General features: G+C 43.8%; 16 protein-coding genes and 1 pseudogene. 9 read left to right on the top strand and 8 right to left on the bottom strand.

Annotation, left to right across the window (positions count from 1 at the left end):
- Positions 1-17: 17 nt before the first annotated feature.
- Entirely contained in the window at positions 18-992 is a 975-nt protein-coding gene (locus AB6D07_RS14135; RefSeq protein WP_009846015.1) for a ParB/RepB/Spo0J family partition protein, read from the bottom strand.
- Positions 993-997: 5 nt separating this feature from the next.
- Positions 998-2,215 carry a ParA family protein gene (locus AB6D07_RS14130; RefSeq protein WP_009846016.1) on the bottom strand — a complete coding sequence of 406 codons (1,218 nt, stop codon included), beginning with the start codon at positions 2,213-2,215 and terminating at the stop codon, positions 998-1,000.
- Positions 2,216-3,479: 1,264 nt separating this feature from the next.
- Here AB6D07_RS14130 and AB6D07_RS14125 point away from each other — a divergent pair.
- Positions 3,480-5,459, top strand: coding sequence for a replication initiator protein RctB domain-containing protein (locus AB6D07_RS14125; RefSeq protein WP_017102239.1), 1,980 nt, complete (start codon positions 3,480-3,482; stop codon positions 5,457-5,459).
- 435 nt (positions 5,460-5,894) lie between these two features.
- Here AB6D07_RS14125 and AB6D07_RS14120 read toward each other — a convergent pair whose 3' ends face one another.
- Genes AB6D07_RS14120 through AB6D07_RS14110 form a run of 3 tightly spaced genes read right to left on the bottom strand, consistent with a single transcriptional unit; the run spans position 5,895 to position 8,203 of the window.
- Positions 5,895-6,440, bottom strand: coding sequence for a hypothetical protein (locus AB6D07_RS14120; protein WP_017102238.1), 546 nt, complete (start codon positions 6,438-6,440; stop codon positions 5,895-5,897).
- Positions 6,437-7,369, bottom strand: coding sequence for an ATP-binding cassette domain-containing protein (locus tag AB6D07_RS14115; protein WP_017102237.1), 933 nt, complete (start codon positions 7,367-7,369; stop codon positions 6,437-6,439). The genes AB6D07_RS14120 and AB6D07_RS14115 overlap by 4 nt, the downstream gene beginning before the upstream one ends.
- Positions 7,370-7,378: 9 nt before the next feature.
- Entirely contained in the window at positions 7,379-8,203 is an 825-nt protein-coding gene (locus AB6D07_RS14110) for an ABC transporter ATP-binding protein (RefSeq protein ID WP_029222789.1), read from the bottom strand.
- 361 nt (positions 8,204-8,564) lie between these two features.
- On the opposite strand from AB6D07_RS14110, the gene AB6D07_RS14105 reads away from it, so the two are divergent.
- Positions 8,565-8,759: a PA3496 family putative envelope integrity protein gene (locus AB6D07_RS14105; RefSeq protein WP_004732575.1), complete on the top strand. Its 195-nt coding sequence runs from the start codon at positions 8,565-8,567 to the stop codon at positions 8,757-8,759.
- A 190-nt stretch (positions 8,760-8,949) separates the two neighbouring features.
- Positions 8,950-9,510 carry an NADAR family protein gene (locus tag AB6D07_RS14100; RefSeq protein WP_017102235.1) on the top strand — a complete coding sequence of 187 codons (561 nt, stop codon included), beginning with the start codon at positions 8,950-8,952 and terminating at the stop codon, positions 9,508-9,510.
- 209 nt (positions 9,511-9,719) lie between these two features.
- Here the strand turns inward: AB6D07_RS14100 and AB6D07_RS14095 are convergent, their stop codons facing one another.
- Positions 9,720-10,478 carry an ABC transporter substrate-binding protein gene (locus tag AB6D07_RS14095; RefSeq protein ID WP_017102234.1) on the bottom strand — a complete coding sequence of 253 codons (759 nt, stop codon included), beginning with the start codon at positions 10,476-10,478 and terminating at the stop codon, positions 9,720-9,722.
- Between the two features lie 88 nt (positions 10,479-10,566).
- On the opposite strand from AB6D07_RS14095, the gene AB6D07_RS14090 reads away from it, so the two are divergent.
- Both AB6D07_RS14090 and AB6D07_RS14085 read left to right on the top strand, forming a co-directional pair.
- Positions 10,567-12,993 carry a response regulator gene (locus tag AB6D07_RS14090; protein WP_017102233.1) on the top strand — a complete coding sequence of 809 codons (2,427 nt, stop codon included), beginning with the start codon at positions 10,567-10,569 and terminating at the stop codon, positions 12,991-12,993.
- A gap of 333 nt (positions 12,994-13,326) precedes the next feature.
- Positions 13,327-13,986 carry an HAD family phosphatase gene (locus tag AB6D07_RS14085; RefSeq protein ID WP_017102232.1) on the top strand — a complete coding sequence of 220 codons (660 nt, stop codon included), beginning with the start codon at positions 13,327-13,329 and terminating at the stop codon, positions 13,984-13,986.
- 94 nt (positions 13,987-14,080) lie between these two features.
- Here the strand turns inward: AB6D07_RS14085 and AB6D07_RS14080 are convergent, their stop codons facing one another.
- A complete protein-coding gene (locus tag AB6D07_RS14080; RefSeq protein WP_017102231.1) occupies positions 14,081-14,263 on the bottom strand; it encodes a hypothetical protein in 183 nt (60 codons plus the stop codon).
- Between the two features lie 83 nt (positions 14,264-14,346).
- Here AB6D07_RS14080 and hppD point away from each other — a divergent pair, with 83 nt between their 5' ends.
- Genes hppD through maiA form a run of 4 tightly spaced genes read left to right on the top strand, consistent with a single transcriptional unit; the run spans position 14,347 to position 18,361 of the window.
- A complete protein-coding gene (gene hppD, locus AB6D07_RS14075) occupies positions 14,347-15,420 on the top strand; it encodes a 4-hydroxyphenylpyruvate dioxygenase (RefSeq protein ID WP_017097192.1) in 1,074 nt (357 codons plus the stop codon).
- The gene (locus tag AB6D07_RS14070; protein WP_017102229.1) at positions 15,413-16,588 is read left to right on the top strand and encodes a homogentisate 1,2-dioxygenase; all 1,176 of its coding nucleotides are present in this window, start codon (positions 15,413-15,415) and stop codon (positions 16,586-16,588) included. The genes hppD and AB6D07_RS14070 overlap by 8 nt, the downstream gene beginning before the upstream one ends.
- 9 nt (positions 16,589-16,597) lie before the next feature.
- Positions 16,598-17,635 carry a fumarylacetoacetate hydrolase family protein gene (locus AB6D07_RS14065; RefSeq protein WP_017102228.1) on the top strand — a complete coding sequence of 346 codons (1,038 nt, stop codon included), beginning with the start codon at positions 16,598-16,600 and terminating at the stop codon, positions 17,633-17,635.
- 21 nt (positions 17,636-17,656) lie between these two features.
- A complete protein-coding gene (gene maiA, locus AB6D07_RS14060) occupies positions 17,657-18,361 on the top strand; it encodes a maleylacetoacetate isomerase (protein ID WP_017102227.1) in 705 nt (234 codons plus the stop codon).
- Between the two features lie 235 nt (positions 18,362-18,596).
- Here maiA and AB6D07_RS14055 read toward each other — a convergent pair.
- A pseudogene (locus AB6D07_RS14055) lies at positions 18,597-19,064 on the bottom strand (carbamate kinase); the annotation flags it as partial.
- Positions 19,065-19,116: the final 52 nt, after the last annotated feature.

The raw sequence follows: 19,116 nt of genomic DNA, 5'->3' as shown, positions 1-19,116 counted from the left end.
GTAATGAAAGTCGTGACTTAGTCTAACTTAGATTGTACGAATGCTAGGATTTCTTCCATTGTTGTATCATCAACTTTCTTAAGATTTAACGCCAAGTTTGAACCCTTACGGCTATATGACGCTCGACCTTTAATAAGTTCAACTTTTGGAGACGCTTTCTTCGCGGGTGCTGGTGCTAGTTCGAGCACCCAACCTTCTAAAGTCTCTGTCACGTCTTTTGTTAAACGAGTTACGCCTTGAGCTTCGCTGCGCTGCCACACAAAACCTTCAGAAGCACCACACTTGGTCAGTAATGTTTGTTGCTGCTCACTAGTAAGACCGCTAAATTGTTTGTGTAACTTAACAATAGTCGGACGGCCAAGATCGCTCACATTTGGGTAAGCTTGTAATAATTCAAGTGGTAAAGCGGCCGCTTTCAACGCGCCACTCACCAAAGCTTCACTGCACTGGAACATTTTAGCGAGTGCTTTCTGGTCTTCAGCTTCGCCTTTATCAAGCTTCGCTTGCATCTCCTTCCCCTTCTCATAGAGCGAAAGGGGTTTATGAGCGTTAGCTACATCTGATAAAAACTTAGCATGTTCGCCGTTAATGTTTTCAGCGACATAGATCAAGAACTCTTTGTCAGCCAAAATACATGACATACGACGACGGCTACCATCAAGAACTTCAATCTTGCCGTCTTTGTTCTTACGGCCAACCGCTGGATATTGCTGGCCGCGCTCTTTAAGCGTAGTTAGTACGTCAGAAAGCGCGTGCTCATTCAAGAAAGACTGCTCACGAGCATTCTCTTCAAAAACAACCGTTCGTGTTGCTACATCAGCGGCTGGAATTCGAACCAATTCAAATGAAACTAAATCTTCACCCGCAACAGAAAGCTCAATCACTTGAGCTTGCTCTTTTACCGCAGTTTGAGCTTCTTGTGGCGTAGCTACGCGACGTTTGTTTGCTTTACCAAATAGCTTTGCATTTAAGTCAGATGTTTTAATTGCCATTCTTGTTATCCCTGATTAAGTGAAGGCCAGTTGCTATGTAATACACGCTCTAATTCTAGAGCACTTTTTTGTACTGCGTCTTGAGCCACAGCCAGAGTTTTCTTACCGCCCTCAAAGTCGCTTACCGTCAGATCGAAAACCGTGCTGTAAGTGTCAGCACAAGTTTCAAAGGCGCGGCTTCTTGGAATCGTGGCCATCATTACTTGGTCATTCAACAGGTAGTTCATCTCAGTCAGAACTGATACCTGTTTTTTATTGTCGTCTTCAAACATCGTTGGCATTAGACGAACGAACTCAAGCCCTTTCCAATCGTCCGGGAACATTTCATAAACCGTTGGCAAGTGCTGGAAGAAGTTAACCGTTGAAGCCCAGTCCAAACGCTTGGCTGCACATGGTATTAAAAGCGCGTTCGACGCGTACATTGCATTCCACACTAACGGGTCCACGTGTGGTCCTGTATCAATCATGATCACATCAAAATCATCGGCGATTTTGTCGATAAGCTTTTCTTTCAAAAGACGAACAATATCAAGTGACTGATCTCTAGACAGACTTTGCCATGCTTCAGCGTTAAACATCGCATCTTCTGGGAAGGCTGAAATAGTCTTCAAATTAGGATACTGAGTTGGCAACAGCACGTTCTTACGCAAGAATTCTAGGTCAACATCCTGCTCTTCTGGCACATTATCCAACATGATATCAACTGCAGAATAAATGCTGTCATGCTCTGCACCACTAATTTGTGGGTTTAAGAACAGACGCAAAGAGCCTTGTGGATCCAAGTCAATCAAACAGATACGGTAGCGCTTGTCCAAATTTAGAGATAAGCACGCAGCTAAGTGAACTGCCGTCATTGATTTACCCGTACCGCCCTTTTGGTTTTGTACGTTGATAATCCATGGTTTGTTGTCAGCATGCTGCTTACGTTGATGGAACTTCGGCACTTCTGCCGCGTCCATCAACATGTGAGCTTCTGTCAATGAAATCGAGTAGTGATTGGCATTGTTCTTTGTAAACTGATGGCCATCAGCTTCAAGTTTAGTGATCGCTTCATCGAGTTTACGACGCGTTAAACCAGAACGAGTCTCCATCATAGCTTTAGACATTGGAGGGAAATGTTCATCACTTCGCTCTTCCAAAATAATCTCAATTCGGTCAGCCTGAACTTGTTGAGTTTGTTCGGCTAGCTGATAGAGCTTATCAATCGTTTGTTCTCTTTTCATTGCCAGTTTCCGTAATGATTAACTAAGTACAAATTGTACAGCGATTAACAACAAACACAACAAAAACATGAACATGCATTTATGAGTAAACTCACATAAAATAGACAGTGTTTTTACAATTTGATGAAACATCACCTCAGAGTAATACTGAAAGTCATCATTTTCATCATGCACAACCATGTTATTTCTAGTGCACATTTAAAATGTTACAGCATCACTTATTTACAATGTAAATGAAATTATCGTTAAAAAACTGCGGAACGATTGAAACACAACTATAGATTACGGTTGGTGTGATTTGCATTCGAATTTATAGATTTTCAATTCAATAAAAATTAAAAAAACGCTCAATGGACAAAAAATTCAAAACAGAAGAGAAGAGGAGGTGCAAAAAAAACAACAGAGGATTCTAACCTGAGCGGAAGAATGATCATGGTACATATCCAGTGTAAGATAATTAATAACACCCAATTGTGAAGCATGATCAAGGCGTAAACTTAGCAATATTGATCCGAACAACTGCACATTACAAATGATCAAATTACGGAAAAATGATCAAGTAAATATCGTTCCGGAAGCATGTAATTTAAGAGCTAAGTTACGGACAAATGCTTTTGCAATGGGGATTCAACGCCTATAAGGGCTCAATGATTGAAAATTCAATCTACACTGACCGAGAATACGCAAACATGACAATTTCATGATCATGCTTCCAAGTTAACTCCCACCTGCGCTAAATACATCAAAGCTATCCATTTTCAACAGATACAGATTAAATTTTATCCTCAATAGGGCGGGAAGGATAAAAAAGTACCATCACTTGATCATTGTTCCGATAGATTGGCCATCATAAATATCCACATTGATGTGTATGAAGTGACTTAGAAGATGATGTTGACTTCCGAACTGTGGATAAGCTGTATAAGTATAATGATCATGCTTTCAAGCCAATAATGATCATGCTTACAATGACTTAATGATCATACTTCTGACGTTCTGTGATCATGCTTTCTTTGATTTAATGATCATAGTTTCGGGGTTTTTATGATCATGCTTTCCAAGGGGGTTTTATTTTAAACGTTTAAATTCAGCAACTTAAAAGCAAAGAAACAGCCAGATCATTAGATCACTTAATCATTTAAGATCATATTAATCAAAAAGATCAGTTATTTAAAAGCCAACAAATTATCTTTATTTATGATCATTCTTTCTTTATCATTCAGGAACTATAGTGAAATTACGGTTAGTGTGATACGGATCAAAAATGAAACCAGAAGAGAAATTGTTAATTAAGGCACGAAGCCACAAAGATGGTCATTTATTTGAGGTATCTGAAACAGCCGTTGAATGGATAGAACAATATCAACACTTCAAAGGTGTCACCAAAAGCATTGTTGAGCTTCTTAACCTAATTTCACTTCGTGGGTTTAGCAGCAAAGACGGTTACGTTTCCACTACCGAGATTATTGAATCAACCGATGGCCAAGTTACTCGTGCAGCCTTACAGCAAAGGTTAAGAGCTGCGGTTAGTATCGGCCTTTTCAGACAAATTCCGGTTCGCTTTCAAGAAGGTCTTGCTGGCAAAACTATGCTGCATCGCTTTGTGAACCCAAACCAATTGATATCGGTACTGGGTGCTACTAGCTTAGTGACAGAAAGCGTGAAGCAAAATGAGAAGCAAAAGCGATCTAAAGCTCTAGCTCAAACCAAAGTCAACAAGCGCTTATTGAATGAACACGGACTCAATACCCCACCAACGATGAAAGACGAAGCCGATCAATTTATTGTGTCGCCAACTAATTGGGCGGGTATTATTGATCAAGCCTTAGCGCCCCCTAGAACGCGCAAGAGCTACCAAAAATCAATGGTTTCGATCTCTGGAACTCGAGCGGTGATCGAGACACGATCTTCAAAAAACATTATGACGGTTGATGATCTGATGACGCTATTCGCGTTATTCACGCTTACTGTTCAATATCATGATCATCACCAAGATGATTACCATCTAGACGCGAAACACACACCGAACAAAACACCACTTTACATCACGGATATTTTGTCCTTGCGTGGCAAGAAAGACAGCGGGCCGGCACGTGATTCGATCCGTGACAGTATTGATCGTATCGAATTTACCGACTTCCAATTGCATGAGCTCACAGGCCGTTGGCTTAGCGAGAACATGCCAGAAGGCTTTAAGAGTGATCGTTTCCGATTCCTAGCTAGAACCATTACCGCATCGGAAGAAGCGCCTACAGAAGGCTCTGACGGCGAAATTCGCATTAAACCGAACCTGTACATCCTGGTTTGGGAACCGTCGTTCTACGAAGAGCTGCTCACTCGTGATTATTTCTTCCTATTTCCGCCAGAAATCCTGAAGCAACATACCTTGGTCTTCCAAATGTATTCGTACTTTAGAAGCCGTATGGCACGCCGCCATACAGATTGCATGTTGCTCAGCGAGCTGAATCAGAAATTGGCGCGTAACATCGATTGGCGTCGTTTTTCGATGGATCTGATCCGCGAGCTCAGAAAGTTAGGTGAAGTAGGGGATCAAGAAGATACCTTCCTGGTTAACCTTTGGGGGTATCACTTAACGATCACCGCGTTGATCGAAAAAGGCAAAACGACTGATTATCAGGTTGATATCAAATGTAATGTGGAAGAAGTCTTACGTTACTCAAGAGCACGCACCACCAATGCAGGCAAGCGTAATATGGCACCAACGTTACCGAACCCACTGCGTAATGAAATGGTGTCTAAGCAGAAATTGGAAGAGTTGTCTGAGATTATTGATGGTGAGTTTGAGCCAATTCAGCGCAAAGCACCGTCGCCAAGAGGCAAATTGGGACGTCGAGTTAAGCAGCGTAAACACTCTGTTGAGATCAACGCTGACGAAATCATGATTACTCTCTCTAAATATACCTCTGCAGAGGCTCTAGAACGCAGCATAACGGCTTTATCTGCTATGACAGGGCATTCACATGCTTCAATCAAAGAAGAGTGTTCAGAGCTCATTGAGAAGCTTGATTGGTTGAGAGTAGGGGAGGACGTTATCCCATACGAAACACTGAGTCGTTTGATTGAGCTTTACAACGACCGTGACAGCACCAGCAATCGACACTTGTCTATTGAGCGCTTGATCTCTGGTTTAGCTGTGCGTCGTAAAGTGTGTAAACAAGTTCACGAAGGTCATTTAGACGAAAACGTGTTCCTAGCGCTCGACGAAATGGCGATTGGCCACTAGTCACTAACCACCAATCACTGTCACTGCTCAGTTGTAAGAAGCCCATATTTACGGTCGACGAATGGATAGTTTTAACACATTAGGTGCTGATTAAAACCGCACCTAACGCTGACAAATTGATGACAATATAGCGCATCCAGTTGATTATTATTTATCCCGAATAGACAACCTTTTGTCCTTTCTTATGATTAATAGATTGGCTCATATTTTGTTACATCATACTGAATAGATTTTTGCGAGTTCCTAAGGGACTCGCTTTTTTTTGCCTGTAATTCGGCTAATCATTAACATTCAAAAGCTTACCATTTAAATTCTACAGCTTATGGAGTCCGTTCCTGAAGCATGATCAAGGTGAGATCATGCTTTCTATGGTGCTTATTTTTGATGGGGTTCAGCTTTGATGCTTGATCGAACAGGGATTGAACAAGGAGTGGATCAGTGCAGTTGACGTAGAGCCATACCTTGATCATCGTTCTGGTGTTGACTTGCCATAAAGCGTACATGCGATTCGATCAATTTCTCTGACTCTTCTTTCCAGCGGGGTTCTTGTTGTTGGTTGGTAAACTCCAAAGCCAATACACACAAGTGCTGTAGCCGCTGTGTACACCACTCTTGTAAGTCAGGTTCTGATTTTGGATTACAAGACACAGCTTGAAGCTTGCTATAGGCAAACATCAGGTATTGGAAAGCTTTTTCCTGATGGTGCGAGCCACTAAGTTCGTTTGAGATAGATGGTGGGCTTGGTGGTGGAAGCTTTGTCGATGCCGTCAGAATTTCATCTTTATATCGATAAAACGTAAAGATTCTCAAGCATCCGTCTAACCAGCATGCGATGCCTTTGCTCTGCTCATCCGTGATCAAGGGCCCCCAGAGAGCATCTGGAGGCGTTAAGATCAAAGGTTCTAACCGGTCCACTTGATCATGCTTTCGGTCTTTGTACCAATCTCCGATCCGATCTAACCAAGTGTCTAGTTCATTCATGCAACGTTATCCCACTGTTTTACAAAGTGATTATCAGCAACTTGTTTGATTTCATGCTGTATTTCACTGCTCTGTTCTCGAATACGATCAGCGTCTATTGAATAGTTTGGCTCATTTTTGACGAGTTCGCCAAACGGCAGATCAGGATCAGGGACGGCAGAGATCAACAGTTTAGTGTATGGGTGTTGAGGATTAGTAAGGATCGACTGGGTTGAGCCCCATTCGACGATCTGCCCTTTGTACATCACCGCCGTCTCTTCTGCGATGTAATGTGCCGTGGCAAGATCGTGGGTTATGTACAAAAAACCTATCCCTAACTCTTTCTTCATTTTCTGCATTAGGTTCAAAACACCGAGTCGTATTGAAACATCCAACATCGAGGTGGGTTCATCGGCAAGGATAACCTCAGCACCGACTGCGAGTGCTCTGGCTAAGTTTATGCGCTGTCTTTGGCCTCCACTGAGCTCATGAGGGTATTTGGTGAGAGTTTCGATGGGCAACTCCACCAGCGTTAATAACTCGTTGAGACGCTCTGCGAGAGCTTGTTTCGTAGCAACTTGCTTGTGGATCTTAAGGGGCCGTGTTAAGTGGTGTTCAATGGTGTGGGTTGGATTGAGTGAGCCAAATGGGTCTTGAAATATCATTTGCACGCGGCTTCGGTAGTCCAAGATATCTTTACGACTTTTTAAGGTAGAAATATCTCTGCCATTGAACAGTATTTCTCCCTCTGTTGGCGGATACACTTTGGTCATCAGTCGAGCGCAGGTGCTTTTCCCGCAGCCTGATTCGCCAACCAGTGCCAATGTTTTACCTGCATGTAAATCAAAACTCACCCCATGCAGTGCTCTAAAGATCTCTTCTTTGCCAAATCCACCACCAACAGTGAATTCTTTAACGAGGTTTTTTACTTGAAAAATAGGTTGTGACATGGAGCTCTCCTAGCACGCAGTTGCGTGAGCGTGTTCGTGAATATTGGGGAAGGAACTCCATAGCTTTTGGGTGTAGGAGTGCTGAGGGTTATTGCGAATCTCATGGGCTTGGTTGACTTCAACTATCTGTCCATGACGCATAATGGCAATTCGATCGCACAGTTGGCTCATTAGTGCGAGGTCGTGGGTGATAAACAATATTGAGAAACCAAACTCTGCTCTGAGTTGGTGTATTTGCTGCAGAATTTCACGCTGTACAACCACATCCAGTGCTGTGGTCGGTTCATCCATGATAATCAACTTAGGGTTGAGCGCGAGAGCTATCGCAATCACCAAACGTTGACGCATCCCACCGCTAAACTGGTGCGGGTACTCGGTTAGACGGTGGCGAGGGATATTGACTAGGTCGAGTAACTTTTCGGCGCGATCTTTTGCTTGCTCGTTGTTCATGCCCTTGTGGTGGCGCAATACATCGGCAAACTGTTCTTCAATGGTCAGTACAGGGTTAAGCGAGTTCATCGCGCTCTGGAACACCATTGCGATCTCACTCCAACGTAAGGTGTTCAAGTGGCTGTCCGATAAGCTCAGCAAATCTTGCCCGCCAAACAGTATTTGCCCGCCAGAGATGAAAGCCGGTGGCTTATGCAGACGGTTAATGGCAAATGCGATGGTACTTTTGCCACACCCTGACTCTCCCGCTAAACCAAAAATCTCGCCCTGGCCTATGTTAAAGCTTACGGATTTTACGGCATTAAAATCGCCGTCATCGGTAATGTAATCGACACATAGATTCTTCACTTCGAGAAGAGGTGTCTCTGAATTTTCCCTAGACATGATAAACACTCAGTTATGATATTGATAACTATTATCATTAACATGTGTTGAATTTAGTGAAAGAGAAGAGCACAAAAAGAATGAAGTGACTCGAATTATTTTTTGATTATTTCATGAAGTTTCAGCGGGAAATAGGAAATGAGAACGAGGAAAATGAGAGGTGGATCAAACCACATTTCTTATGGGGAATCTTTTAAATGTAATGGCAGAAAATGGCTTTGGCAAAGTTTAAATGAGGCATTTATTAATTAGCTTTGTGAAGCGTCGGAATCATCACATTTCAGTACAGAATTGCTTAACAAGCGAAATAGCATTTGCTACAGATTACCTGTCCATTACATGGTGCTTTTCGGAGGAAAACATGTCCATTAATTCTATCAACCATGATGAAATGACAAATATTGCAAATAAGTGGGATGCTGAAGAAGAAGTATCTTTCAAACCAGAAAAGAAAATGAAATCTGCTGAAGCTCGTCGTCGTATTGAAGCTCTAAGAGAAATTAGAGAAAGCGGTTTTAGTCTGGAAGAAGCGAGGGAGCTAGGTCTAATTCATTAACAATCCCCATTGCATTTAGAAGGGTGGCGCACCGCCACCCTTTGATTTATATGCCTTTTTTAAAGAAGTTTGTGCTTTTTATAAGTAAACCATGCTCCTTGCCTCTCACCATTTAAATCTATTGTCCTTCCTCTACATTACTTGTTCTCGACTAAAAACATGCCCTTGGCATACTCTTTAACTAAGTTGTTTGACAGTTATATGCAACGCCACTAATTTTAAAGTTAAAGCAAAAATATGCGATGTTGCTGGTAAGGAGAAGGCTATGTCTAATTCGCTGGCTAAAGCCAAAGAAGTGCTGTTCTATGAACCTGAAGATCCAAACGGGTACCTGTCAAATTTTGCCGCTTGTCCTATCAAAATCGACGATCAAGTTTGGGCAACCAGCGAGCATTATTATCAAGCGATGAAGTTTGCCTCTCAAGCGCTGCGCAACACCATTCTCGAAGCCTCGACTCCTGCTGAAGCATTCTCTTTAAGCCGTGATTATGAAGACCAAGTTCGGGAAGATTGGTATGACATTCGTGTCGAAGTGATGCAGTTCATTGTCACAGAGAAGTTCAAGCAGAACCCACAGTTTGCGTTGTTTCTTACTAATACCGGAGATTCGGTGATCAAAGAGCATTCGCACAAAGACCACTTCTGGGGGGATGGGGGCGATGGAACCGGCGAGAACCACTTAGGCAAGATTCTGATGGCAGTACGACAAGAGCTTCGTACTCAGCAACTGCACTTGATTGCTGCACACTAATTCATTTACCTTCGTGGTTCCAAATTAAGTAGGTCGATTGCAGGTAAACTCTTTTAGCCCTTAAAGATGAATTTAAAAAGGCCGCCCTGTTTAGCTTCTGTGCTAATCAGGGCGGCCTTTTAGGCTTAAGAGCGAGTTAGTCATCGAAGAGAGCTAAATTACGTTACTTAAGCTATACCTTTATGCGAAGGTTACAACTGATGCTGTTGCTATAAGTAACTCTGTACGATGTCGTTGAGCTGACCATCGTCTTTCATTTGGTCGAGACGTTGGTTGATGAAGCTTTGCAGCTTAGGATCCATCTCAGGGTCAAATGCTAAATGGATGGGGTAGTTATTGATCACTGAGCCAAACTCTTGCATCTGGTAGTCATCAATACTGAGCTTCTGCTCATTTAGGTTGTATTTGATTCGAGATTCCATTTCAACAAAAACGGTATCACCCGGAGTTCGGTTTAATACACGAAAAGCCGCGCTGTAATCTTTAACTCGAATCTCGTTAAGCTTACCTTGTTGGATATAAGGCTCTAGATTTGGATATTCAAATCCCACCAGCAATACCACCGCTTTTCCGTTTAAATCATCGATAGTGTTGAACTCAAATGGCTTCTTGCCGCTGCTAAGTAACACATGTTTTACATTGTAAATCGGATCTTTAGACAGGTTTACAGATTGGATATTTCCCCAACTTGGGCTGCCATAGGTGACCCAGTTGGGATTCTCTCTAGCGTCGAGCTTATCGACCATTCGGTTGAAAGGGTAGGTGTGGTAATCGATCTCGTATTGGCTGTCGTCAAATACGGCTTCAACAATATCCGAAACCATTCCTCTGTGAGATGACCCGTCAGTTTCGATCTGAAAAGGTTGCGCTTGGCTTGCAATAATGTAGTAGTGAACAGGTTCGCTTGCAAAAGCATAACTGCTTGAAAACAAACTGACTATGGATGCAACTATTAGATGTTTTTTCATAACCTTCCCTAGTTATTTGATGAATGACTACTATTATACTAGTTGAGTAATTGTAGTTTGCTAGGATAACAATAATGGTAATTTTTGTATGGTGAATAAAGGAAAACGCTATATTGGACTCTCCCGACAGTTGATCGGGGTAATCATCGCAATCAGTACCTTATTCACAGTCATAGTGACAGGTCTAGGTTTGTATGTGGAGTACCAAAATCGAGTTTCTTTTATCAGTTCTCAGATCGAACAGGTTAAGGCTGGTTATCTTTCCGGCTTAACCGCCAGTTTGTGGGTTGAAGACCGAGAGCAACTGTTTGTGCAAGCTGAAGGTATCTCGCGCTTACCCTCGGTCAGTTATCTGTTAATAGAAAGCCCCGATGAAAAAATTTTAGAATTAGGTCAACAGACGTCCGGTCAGTCTTATTCTCAATCTTGGGATATGGTGCATCAGATGGGAGGTTCAGAGTTCCAACTGGCGACGCTCACGGTGCAGTCTGATCTGAGTATGATTCTCAACGACTTTGAAGATCGGGTCTTATTATTGCTCGCTTTCGAAGCAGTTAAAATCTTCTTATTGTCTCTGGTGTGTTTAACCATCGTCTATCGCCTTGTAGTCAAGCGCTTAATGACCATGTCTTCTCAGATCAACCATCAACAGGTTGAAGACAACAAACCGCGATTTTTAACACCCACTAACTCTACGTACAGTGATGAGATCTCGACATTAGAGAGTAGCTACAATCAGTCGATTGAACGTATTCGTCAACAATACCAAGAATTGGAAAAAGCTAAAGATACTGCAGAGGTAGCGAACCGTAACAAGAGTGAATTTCTTGCCAACATGAGCCACGAAATCCGCACTCCAATGAACGGGATTATTGGGCTTTCATCACTGCTTTCTGAAATGGATATGCCGAAAGAGCAAAAAGAGTATGTCGACATGCTCAACACCTCTTCGCTTACTCTACTCGATTTAATCAATGACATTCTCGACTACTCGAAGATTGAAGCGGGTCGTTTAGAGCTTCAGCAAGAACCGATGAAAATGATGGGTATTGCTGCCGACGTAGAGTCGACCTTCAGAGTTAAAGCCGAGCAAAAAGGGCTCAAATTCCAACTGGCGATTGATCCTAAGATCCCAACCATGGTGATTGGCGATGGCACTCAGTTAAGACAAGTACTGAATAACCTAGTTGGCAATGCCATCAAATTTACCGAACATGGTCATGTCATGCTCTCACTTCGTTTAGAAGAAGTCATAGAGCCGGAACAAAAGCTCAGAGTGAAATTTGAGGTGACCGATAGTGGTATTGGTATCGCAGAAGACAAGCAACAATCGGTATTCGATAAGTTTCAACAAGCCGACGGCAGCACCACCCGCATCTACGGAGGCACGGGGCTTGGTCTTACGATATGCGATAAGATCGTGACCTTAATGGGCAGTAAGCTTGAGCTAACCAGTGTCGTAGGTAAGGGAAGTACATTCTACTTTACCGCTGACTTTGACCCGAGCTTAGACGTTGACGAGAGCAACATCGATTTTAATAAAGTCTCGGTACTTTTGGTTGATGACAGCCAGTTGAACATGCGTATTACCTCAACACAACTTCAATCATTCGGCGTTAAGTCTGAGTGCTGTGAAACCGCCACTCAAGCGTTAGAGCTTGTTTCAGAGTCTGTGGCGAAGTCGTTGCCTTATGATCTGGTGCTGATTGATAAAGTGATGCCGTCTATTGATGGATTCCAATTAGCAAGAAGTTTGATTGAGCGTTTTGACAAAGCTTGTCCGAAGCTAGTGATGATTTCTGCCGATCCTCGAAAACAGGATGAAGCACGCGCCAAACAAGTGGGTTTTGTTGCCTACATTGCTCGCCCTTATCAAGATAATCAGCTTAAATGGACGCTGAGTGAAGTCCTGGCGAGATCGGCTGATACCTCAATCTTTACCTATCCAAATCGAGGTGAGGTAGCGTTTAAAGATAATCAACCCGTGCCATTAACCAAACCATCGGGTTCTGTTGAAGCTACGACATCTGCTTCTGTTAGAACGACACAAATAGACAAACAAGCTCCAATCAAAGAAGAGCCAAAACCAGTGGCTGCTCCGTTTAGTGGTAAGGTTTTGGTCGTTGAAGATTCTAGAGTGAATCAACAAGTCGCCAAAATGATGCTTAAGAAGCTGGGGTTTGAGGTGGATATTGCAGACAACGGTGAAATTGGTGTCGAGAAATTCCAGGCCAACGAATACGAGATGATTTTTATGGATTGCCAGATGCCAGTTCTTGATGGTTTCGAAGCGACCAAGCAGATCCGAGCGCTCGAAGAAGGAACCTCTAAACACATTCCGATCGTTGCGCTGACGGCCAACGTCGTGCAACGAGATAAGCATTTGTGCTTCGATGTGGGTATGGATGAATTTTTACCAAAACCCGTCAATCAAGGGAAACTGAGAGAGATCGTTGCCAGTTTCTTGTCGAAAGGAACTGAGTCGAGCAAGGAACATGAGCAGAAAATCGTTTAGGTTCAATTAGCTGATGTCTCGCTAAAGCATATCCAACTCTATAAGAAACTCTGACAGAATCAGTCGGAGTTTCTTTTTTTTGCTAATGAGCACTTGGTTAGCCAATACATCTCGTTAGTTAAAGACATATAGTTAAATACGTCGCGTATCAATACTGATTGAATCCATAAGCTGTTGTATTTAGGAAAACAAGCATGTGGTGATTGTCATAGCCGTGAAATACAACTGCCACGAAAATATGCTCTTAATGTCATAATCCCGTTATAGCATGCAGCCAACTAGAACTATGGTTTAGTTTTAACCTTAACGAAATTCAACCCGTGAGAGCCTAAGATGTTCAAACCTTTGTATGTATTTGATATGGATGAAACGCTGATCAATGCCGATGCAGCGATGCTCTGGAATGAATTCTTGGTTGAAAAGGGCATTGCCACTGCGCCCAACTTTATTGAAGAAGATAAGCGCTTAATGGGCCTGTATTCGGAAGGCAAACTGAACATGGAAGATTACCTAACGTTTTCCATGCAGCCTTTAGCCGATATGCCAACAGAGCAAGTTACCGCTTTGGTGGAAGAGTGTGTTGAACAGCATATTTTGCCTAGACAGTTCAAGCAGTCGAAACCTTTGATTGAGAAGCTTGAGAATGATGACATCGACATGTTGATCATCTCTGCCAGTGTAACTTTCTTAGTGGAAGCGGTCGGTCGCAAGATTGGTATTGAGAATGCACTCGGTATCGACTTGATTGAAAACCAAGGCCGCTTCACGTCTCAGATCTTAGGTGTGCCAAGCTACCGTGAAGGTAAAGTCACGCGTTTAAAAGAGTGGTTGGATGATCAAGAAACCAACTACTCAGACATCCACTTTTATACGGATTCAATCAACGACTTACCTTTGTGTGAACACGCTGATTTTGCTTACCTAGTAAACCCATGCCCGCGTTTGAAAGCACTGGCTGATCAACCGAATTGGTCGATTCTCAACTGGGATTAACGCTGATCCCATCTTTGAATTAGGTTCTTTCTAGAACTCATCAAGCCGCTGACTACAGCGGCTTTTTTGCATCATCAGTCTAATGTTCGATTTATTACCTTAGCTGATAAAAGGATGCATGTAACAATTCAATAACATCCATTACTCTGCTGTAAATCAAACAACCATCTTTCAATCCCTTGATAGCACTCACTTTCTTGTGAATAGAGTTTATGTGTAACAAATATTTTACAAACTGACGGGCTTTTAGCGTTATTGTCCATTTCCTTCCATCCATTCCAATCTGTCGGCTTGTGAGCCAAATTTAATTAAGGACAAAAAACACACAACACAAAACCAATAGGTACAAGGAGAAAGTTCATGGTGGATACATACAACCCGCTTGGCACGGATGGATTCGAGTTTGTTGAATACACTGCCGTTGACCACAAGGGAATTGAGCAACTTAAAGCGCTGTTTGTGTCACTTGGTTTTGCTGAGATTGCCAAGCACCGCTCAAAAGAAGCTTGGTTGTATCGACAAGGTGACATCAACTTTATCGTCAATGAACAGCCACACAGCCAAGCGGAAGCGTTCGCCAAGGTGCATGGGCCATCGGTCTGTGGTATGGCTTTTCGTGTCAACGAAGCAACCGCTGCAATGGAGCAAGCATTCAAGGGCGGTGGTGAAGAGTACAAAACAGAAATAGGGCCGATGGAGCTGAGCATTCCTGCCATTTATGGCATCGGTGAAAGCCTGCTCTATTTTGTGGATCGTTATGGCAAGCAGAGCATCTACGACGTCGACTTCCGGTTCTATGACGATGCGGAACAGCGCATGGCCGAAGCCAATGTTGGCTTGTATGAAATCGACCACCTCACGCACAACGTTAAGCAAGGCAATATGGATGTGTGGTCTGGGTTCTATGAGCGTCTTGGTAACTTCCGTGAGATTCGCTACTTCGACATTGAAGGCAAGCTGACAGGCCTTGTGAGCCGCGCCATGACCTCACCGTGTGGCAAAATCCGAATTCCAATCAATGAGTCTTCCGACGACAAATCACAAATCGAAGAGTTTATTCGCGAATACAACGGCGAAGGCATCCAACACATCGCACTCGCCACCGATGACATCTACAAAACCGTGAAGACTCTGCGTGATCGCGGTATGGACTTTATGCCAACCCCAGATACCTACTACGAGAAAGTCGACGAGCGTGTAAAAGGCCACGGGGAAGACACCGATCTATTGCGTGACCTACGCGTTTTGATTGATGGCGCGCCGACCAAAGACGGCATCTTGCTGCAAATTTTTACACAGACGGTAATTGGGCCTGTGTTCTTTGAAATCATTCAGCGCAAAGGCAACGAAGGCTTTGGCGAAGGTAACTTCAAGGCGCTGTTTGAATCGATTGAAGAGGACCAGATTCGTCGAGGAGTATTAGACGATGCATAAATGGATCTCGTTTCCTCATCGGGAGGGGGTGTGTTCTAAACAAGCGCATGCCGACTTCCCCGAAGAGGCAATTTATGAGCGAGAAGCTGGCCGGAGTGGTTTCTTCGGCCCTGCCGCTCACTTTCATCACCAACATGCCCCAACAGGTTGGTCTGAGTGGGAGGGCGACTTACGCCCTCGCGCTTTTGATTTTACGCTGGTGGAAAAAGCCAGTCAGATAACCCCTTGGGCTGTGCCTCATCTATTGCACAACGCGGACTGCAAAATTCGCGTATGGCGCATGGATGAGAAGATGGATTTCTTGGTACGTAACTCCGATGGCGATGAGCTACTGTTCATTCACCAAGGCAGGGCTGATCTCTATTGCGACTATGGTCATTTAGCCGTGAGTGAAGGGGATTACGTGTTGATCCCGCGCTCAACCAATTGGCGCTTGGAGCCAAGTGAGCCGATGTTCATCTTGATGATTGAGAACACCGACGCGGCTTATTCCTTGCCAGAGAAGGGCATGGTCGGCAATCACGCGGTGTTTGATCCAGCGGTTCTTGAAATTCCATCGATCAACGATCAATTCCGCGCTCAGTATTCAGAAGATCAAACTCAAGTTCAGGTGAAACGCCACGACAAAGTCAGTGTGATCACTTATCCGTTCAATCCTTTAGACGCGATTGGCTGGCATGGTGATTTGGCTGTGGTGCAAGTGAATTGGCGCGATATCAGACCGCTGATGTCACATCGCTACCACTTGCCACCGTCTGCACACACGACCTTTGTTGGCGCTGGCTTTGTGGTGTGTACCTTTGTGCCGCGGCCGATTGAGAGCGACCCCGGTGCGCTGAAAGTGCCGTTTTACCACAACAATGATGATTACGACGAAGTACTCTTCTATCACGCTGGTGACTTTTTTAGCCGTGACAATATTGAAGCGGGCATGGTGACTTTCCATCCAGCAGGCTTCACTCATGGACCTCACCCTAAAGCCTTTAAGGCAGGTCAGGCGCATAAGAAGAAGTTTACCGACGAAGTGGCGGTGATGATCGATACTCGCCACGCGCTGCAGTTCTCTGATGAACTCGATAGCGTTGAGAACAAAGAATATGTCTACAGTTGGCAAGACACGGGTTTGCAAGAGACAGGTTCTCAAACCATGGCTGACGATAAGAAGTAAGGGACAAGGATGAAATTAGCAACCAAGAAAAATGGCACTCGCGACGGTCTATTGATGGTCGTAAGTAAAGATCTTAAACAATGTGTAGCTGCCACCGAAATTTTCCATGCGATGCATCTAGCGCCAACCATGCAGGTAGCATTGGATAACTGGGACAGCGTGGCTTCTCAGTTAGAAGAGTTATACACCTCGTTAAACAACGGACATGTCACAGGCAGTGAAGTGTTTGCACCTCAGTATTGTGAATCACCTCTGCCCCGTGCTTATCAATGGGCTGATGGCAGCGCGTATGTAAACCACGTTGAATTGGTGCGTAAAGCACGTGGTGCTGAAATGCCAGAAAGCTACTGGGTCGATCCATTAATGTATCAAGGCGGCTCAGACGCGTTTATCGGCCCTCGTGACAATATCGAATTTGCCAGCGACGAATGGGGCATCGATTTCGAAGGTGAGGTCGCGATTGTGACCGGTGACGTGCCAATGGGTGCAAGTGCTAAACAGGCGCACGAGTCGATTCGATTACTGATGTTGGTGAACGATGTGTCGCTGCGCGGCTTGATTCCGGCTGAGCTCGCGAAAGGCTTTGGCTTCTTCCAGTCTAAACCGTCTTCGGCGTTTTCTCCGGTTGCGGTAACACCTGATGAGCTTGGCGAGCAATGGAGAGGCAGCAAGGTGCATCTACCGTTGATATCGACCTACAACGACCAGCCTTTTGGTTGTCCGAATGCCGGTATAGATATGACTTTCAATTTTGCAGAGTTGGTTGTTCACGCTGCGAAGACTCGCCCACTATCTTCAGGCGCAATCATAGGCTCAGGTACGGTATCGAATAAGCAAGGCACCGATCATGGCACCTCAATTGCCGAGGGCGGTGTGGGTTATTCATGCATAGCTGAAGTTCGTATGATTGAGACCATCCGCGATGGTAAACCTTCGACTCAGTTTATGTCGTTTGGTGACTCGATCAAGCTTGAGATGCTTGATGAGGCGGGTGATTCTATTTTTGGCGCGATAGACCAAAAAGTGAGCCAGTATCGATCGCTATAATCCACGTAATAGGGTTTCAGTATGAGCGAGAGCATCGTGAACAAGAACATTTTACTTTACGGTTATTGGCGCTCTTCAGCTGCCTATCGGGTGCGTATTGGGTTGAACCTAAAGCAACTCAACTACGAGTCTAAATCGGTGCACTTGGTGCGTAATGGCGGCGAGCAGCATGATCCACAATATCGCGATCTCAATGCCAGTGAATTGGTGCCAGTGCTGGTGGATGGTGACGTTCAACTCAATCAGTCACTGGCTATTCTTCAGTATCTCGATGAGCACTATTCTTGTGAGAGTAGCCCGGAAGTATCGCTGATTCCTGAGCAAACACCACTGCGCTATCAAGCACTGGCGATGGCTCAGGATATTGCGATGGAAATTCATCCTCTTAATAACCTGCGCGTGTTGCAATATTTGGAGAGAGAATTATCTTGCGAACAAGAGATGAAAATGGATTGGCTTCACTATTGGATGAGCCAAGGTTTCCGAGCAGTTGAAGAGAAGTTAGCGAAGCACAGAAAAGCACATGGCGACTCGGTGTATAGCCTCACGGATTCGCCCTGTATCGTCGATATCTGCTTGGTGCCGCAGGTGTATAACGCGCTGCGCTTTGGCGTTGATATGTCGCCGTATCCGCTGATTAATTCGATTGTTGAAGCGTGTAACCAGTTACCCGCTTTTATTGAGGCGATGCCAGAGAACCAAGCGGATGCGAATGCACCGATGTGAACGTATTGAATTGTTTTTTAATGAACTGGAAACGTTGTTTTGATTAAATAACGTTATAATTACGATTGGGTATATTTAAATATATTATGTATTCATTATTTTCAGGTTTAATTTCCAAATTTATGAATATTTATCTCATCTAGCATTAAACGGTCCTAATGAAATAAGCCTCATTATAATTAAATAAGAGGCTTGTAATGTAATTTATATTAGTAGTATTTATCACTCGATAAGATTAGTAATAAACAATACCTTCACCTTTCGTTATCAGAGTGCCAGCTTCATTGGTGATTATTTTATCTAAATCAAATAATGAACCAATCGCCGCATTACCCAGGCCAGCTTCAACGAATTTACAAACGGCATCAATTTTTGGCCCCATAGAACCAGCAGGGAATGAAAACTCTGCTAAACCAGCAGGCGTTGCTTGCTTCATTTCTGCTTGGTCTTCTTTACCATAGTTACGGAAAATTGAACCATCGGTTAAGATAATAAATAGGTCAGCATGGATTTTTTCAGCCAGTAATTCAGCCGTAAGATCTTTGTCAATCACGCACTCTACGCCAGTACTCTTACCCTGTTCAATACTCACGGGAACACCGCCGCCGCCACAAGCGATAACAAGGTTTTCTGTATCTAGAAGAGTTTCAACTTGCTGAATTTCAACAATGCTTTTTGGCATAGGAGAAGGCACAACGCGACGGCTTTGTTGCGTAATTCAATGGAACTAAATCAAGAACCTACGATCTGATCAG

The sequence above is a fragment of the Vibrio sp. 10N.239.312.C11 genome (assembly GCF_041466065.1).
Classification (GTDB): domain Bacteria; phylum Pseudomonadota; class Gammaproteobacteria; order Enterobacterales; family Vibrionaceae; genus Vibrio; species Vibrio tasmaniensis_A.
The sequence above is the reverse complement of the archived record's forward strand: the minus strand, read 5'-3'. Positions and strand labels throughout refer to the sequence as shown.

Bases quoted from the DNA above. Each gene is read 5' to 3' on its own strand.
- AB6D07_RS14120 (WP_017102238.1), bottom strand. From the start codon at position 6,440: ATGAATGAACTAGACACTTGGTTAGATCGGATCGGAGATTGGTACAAA.
- maiA (WP_017102227.1), top strand. From the start codon at position 17,657: ATGAGCGAGAGCATCGTGAACAAGAACATTTTACTTTACGGTTATTGG.
- AB6D07_RS14135 (WP_009846015.1), bottom strand. From the start codon at position 992: ATGGCAATTAAAACATCTGACTTAAATGCAAAGCTATTTGGTAAAGCA.
- AB6D07_RS14125 (WP_017102239.1), top strand. From the start codon at position 3,480: ATGAAACCAGAAGAGAAATTGTTAATTAAGGCACGAAGCCACAAAGAT.
- AB6D07_RS14065 (WP_017102228.1), top strand. From the start codon at position 16,598: ATGAAATTAGCAACCAAGAAAAATGGCACTCGCGACGGTCTATTGATG.
- AB6D07_RS14095 (WP_017102234.1), bottom strand. From the start codon at position 10,478: ATGAAAAAACATCTAATAGTTGCATCCATAGTCAGTTTGTTTTCAAGC.
- AB6D07_RS14085 (WP_017102232.1), top strand. From the start codon at position 13,327: ATGTTCAAACCTTTGTATGTATTTGATATGGATGAAACGCTGATCAAT.
- AB6D07_RS14115 (WP_017102237.1), bottom strand. From the start codon at position 7,369: ATGTCACAACCTATTTTTCAAGTAAAAAACCTCGTTAAAGAATTCACT.
- AB6D07_RS14130 (WP_009846016.1), bottom strand. From the start codon at position 2,215: ATGAAAAGAGAACAAACGATTGATAAGCTCTATCAGCTAGCCGAACAA.
- AB6D07_RS14080 (WP_017102231.1), bottom strand. From the start codon at position 14,263: ATGGATGGAAGGAAATGGACAATAACGCTAAAAGCCCGTCAGTTTGTA.
- hppD (WP_017097192.1), top strand. From the start codon at position 14,347: ATGGTGGATACATACAACCCGCTTGGCACGGATGGATTCGAGTTTGTT.
- AB6D07_RS14070 (WP_017102229.1), top strand. From the start codon at position 15,413: ATGCATAAATGGATCTCGTTTCCTCATCGGGAGGGGGTGTGTTCTAAA.
- AB6D07_RS14110 (WP_029222789.1), bottom strand. From the start codon at position 8,203: ATGTCTAGGGAAAATTCAGAGACACCTCTTCTCGAAGTGAAGAATCTA.
- AB6D07_RS14090 (WP_017102233.1), top strand. From the start codon at position 10,567: ATGGTGAATAAAGGAAAACGCTATATTGGACTCTCCCGACAGTTGATC.
- AB6D07_RS14105 (WP_004732575.1), top strand. From the start codon at position 8,565: ATGTCCATTAATTCTATCAACCATGATGAAATGACAAATATTGCAAAT.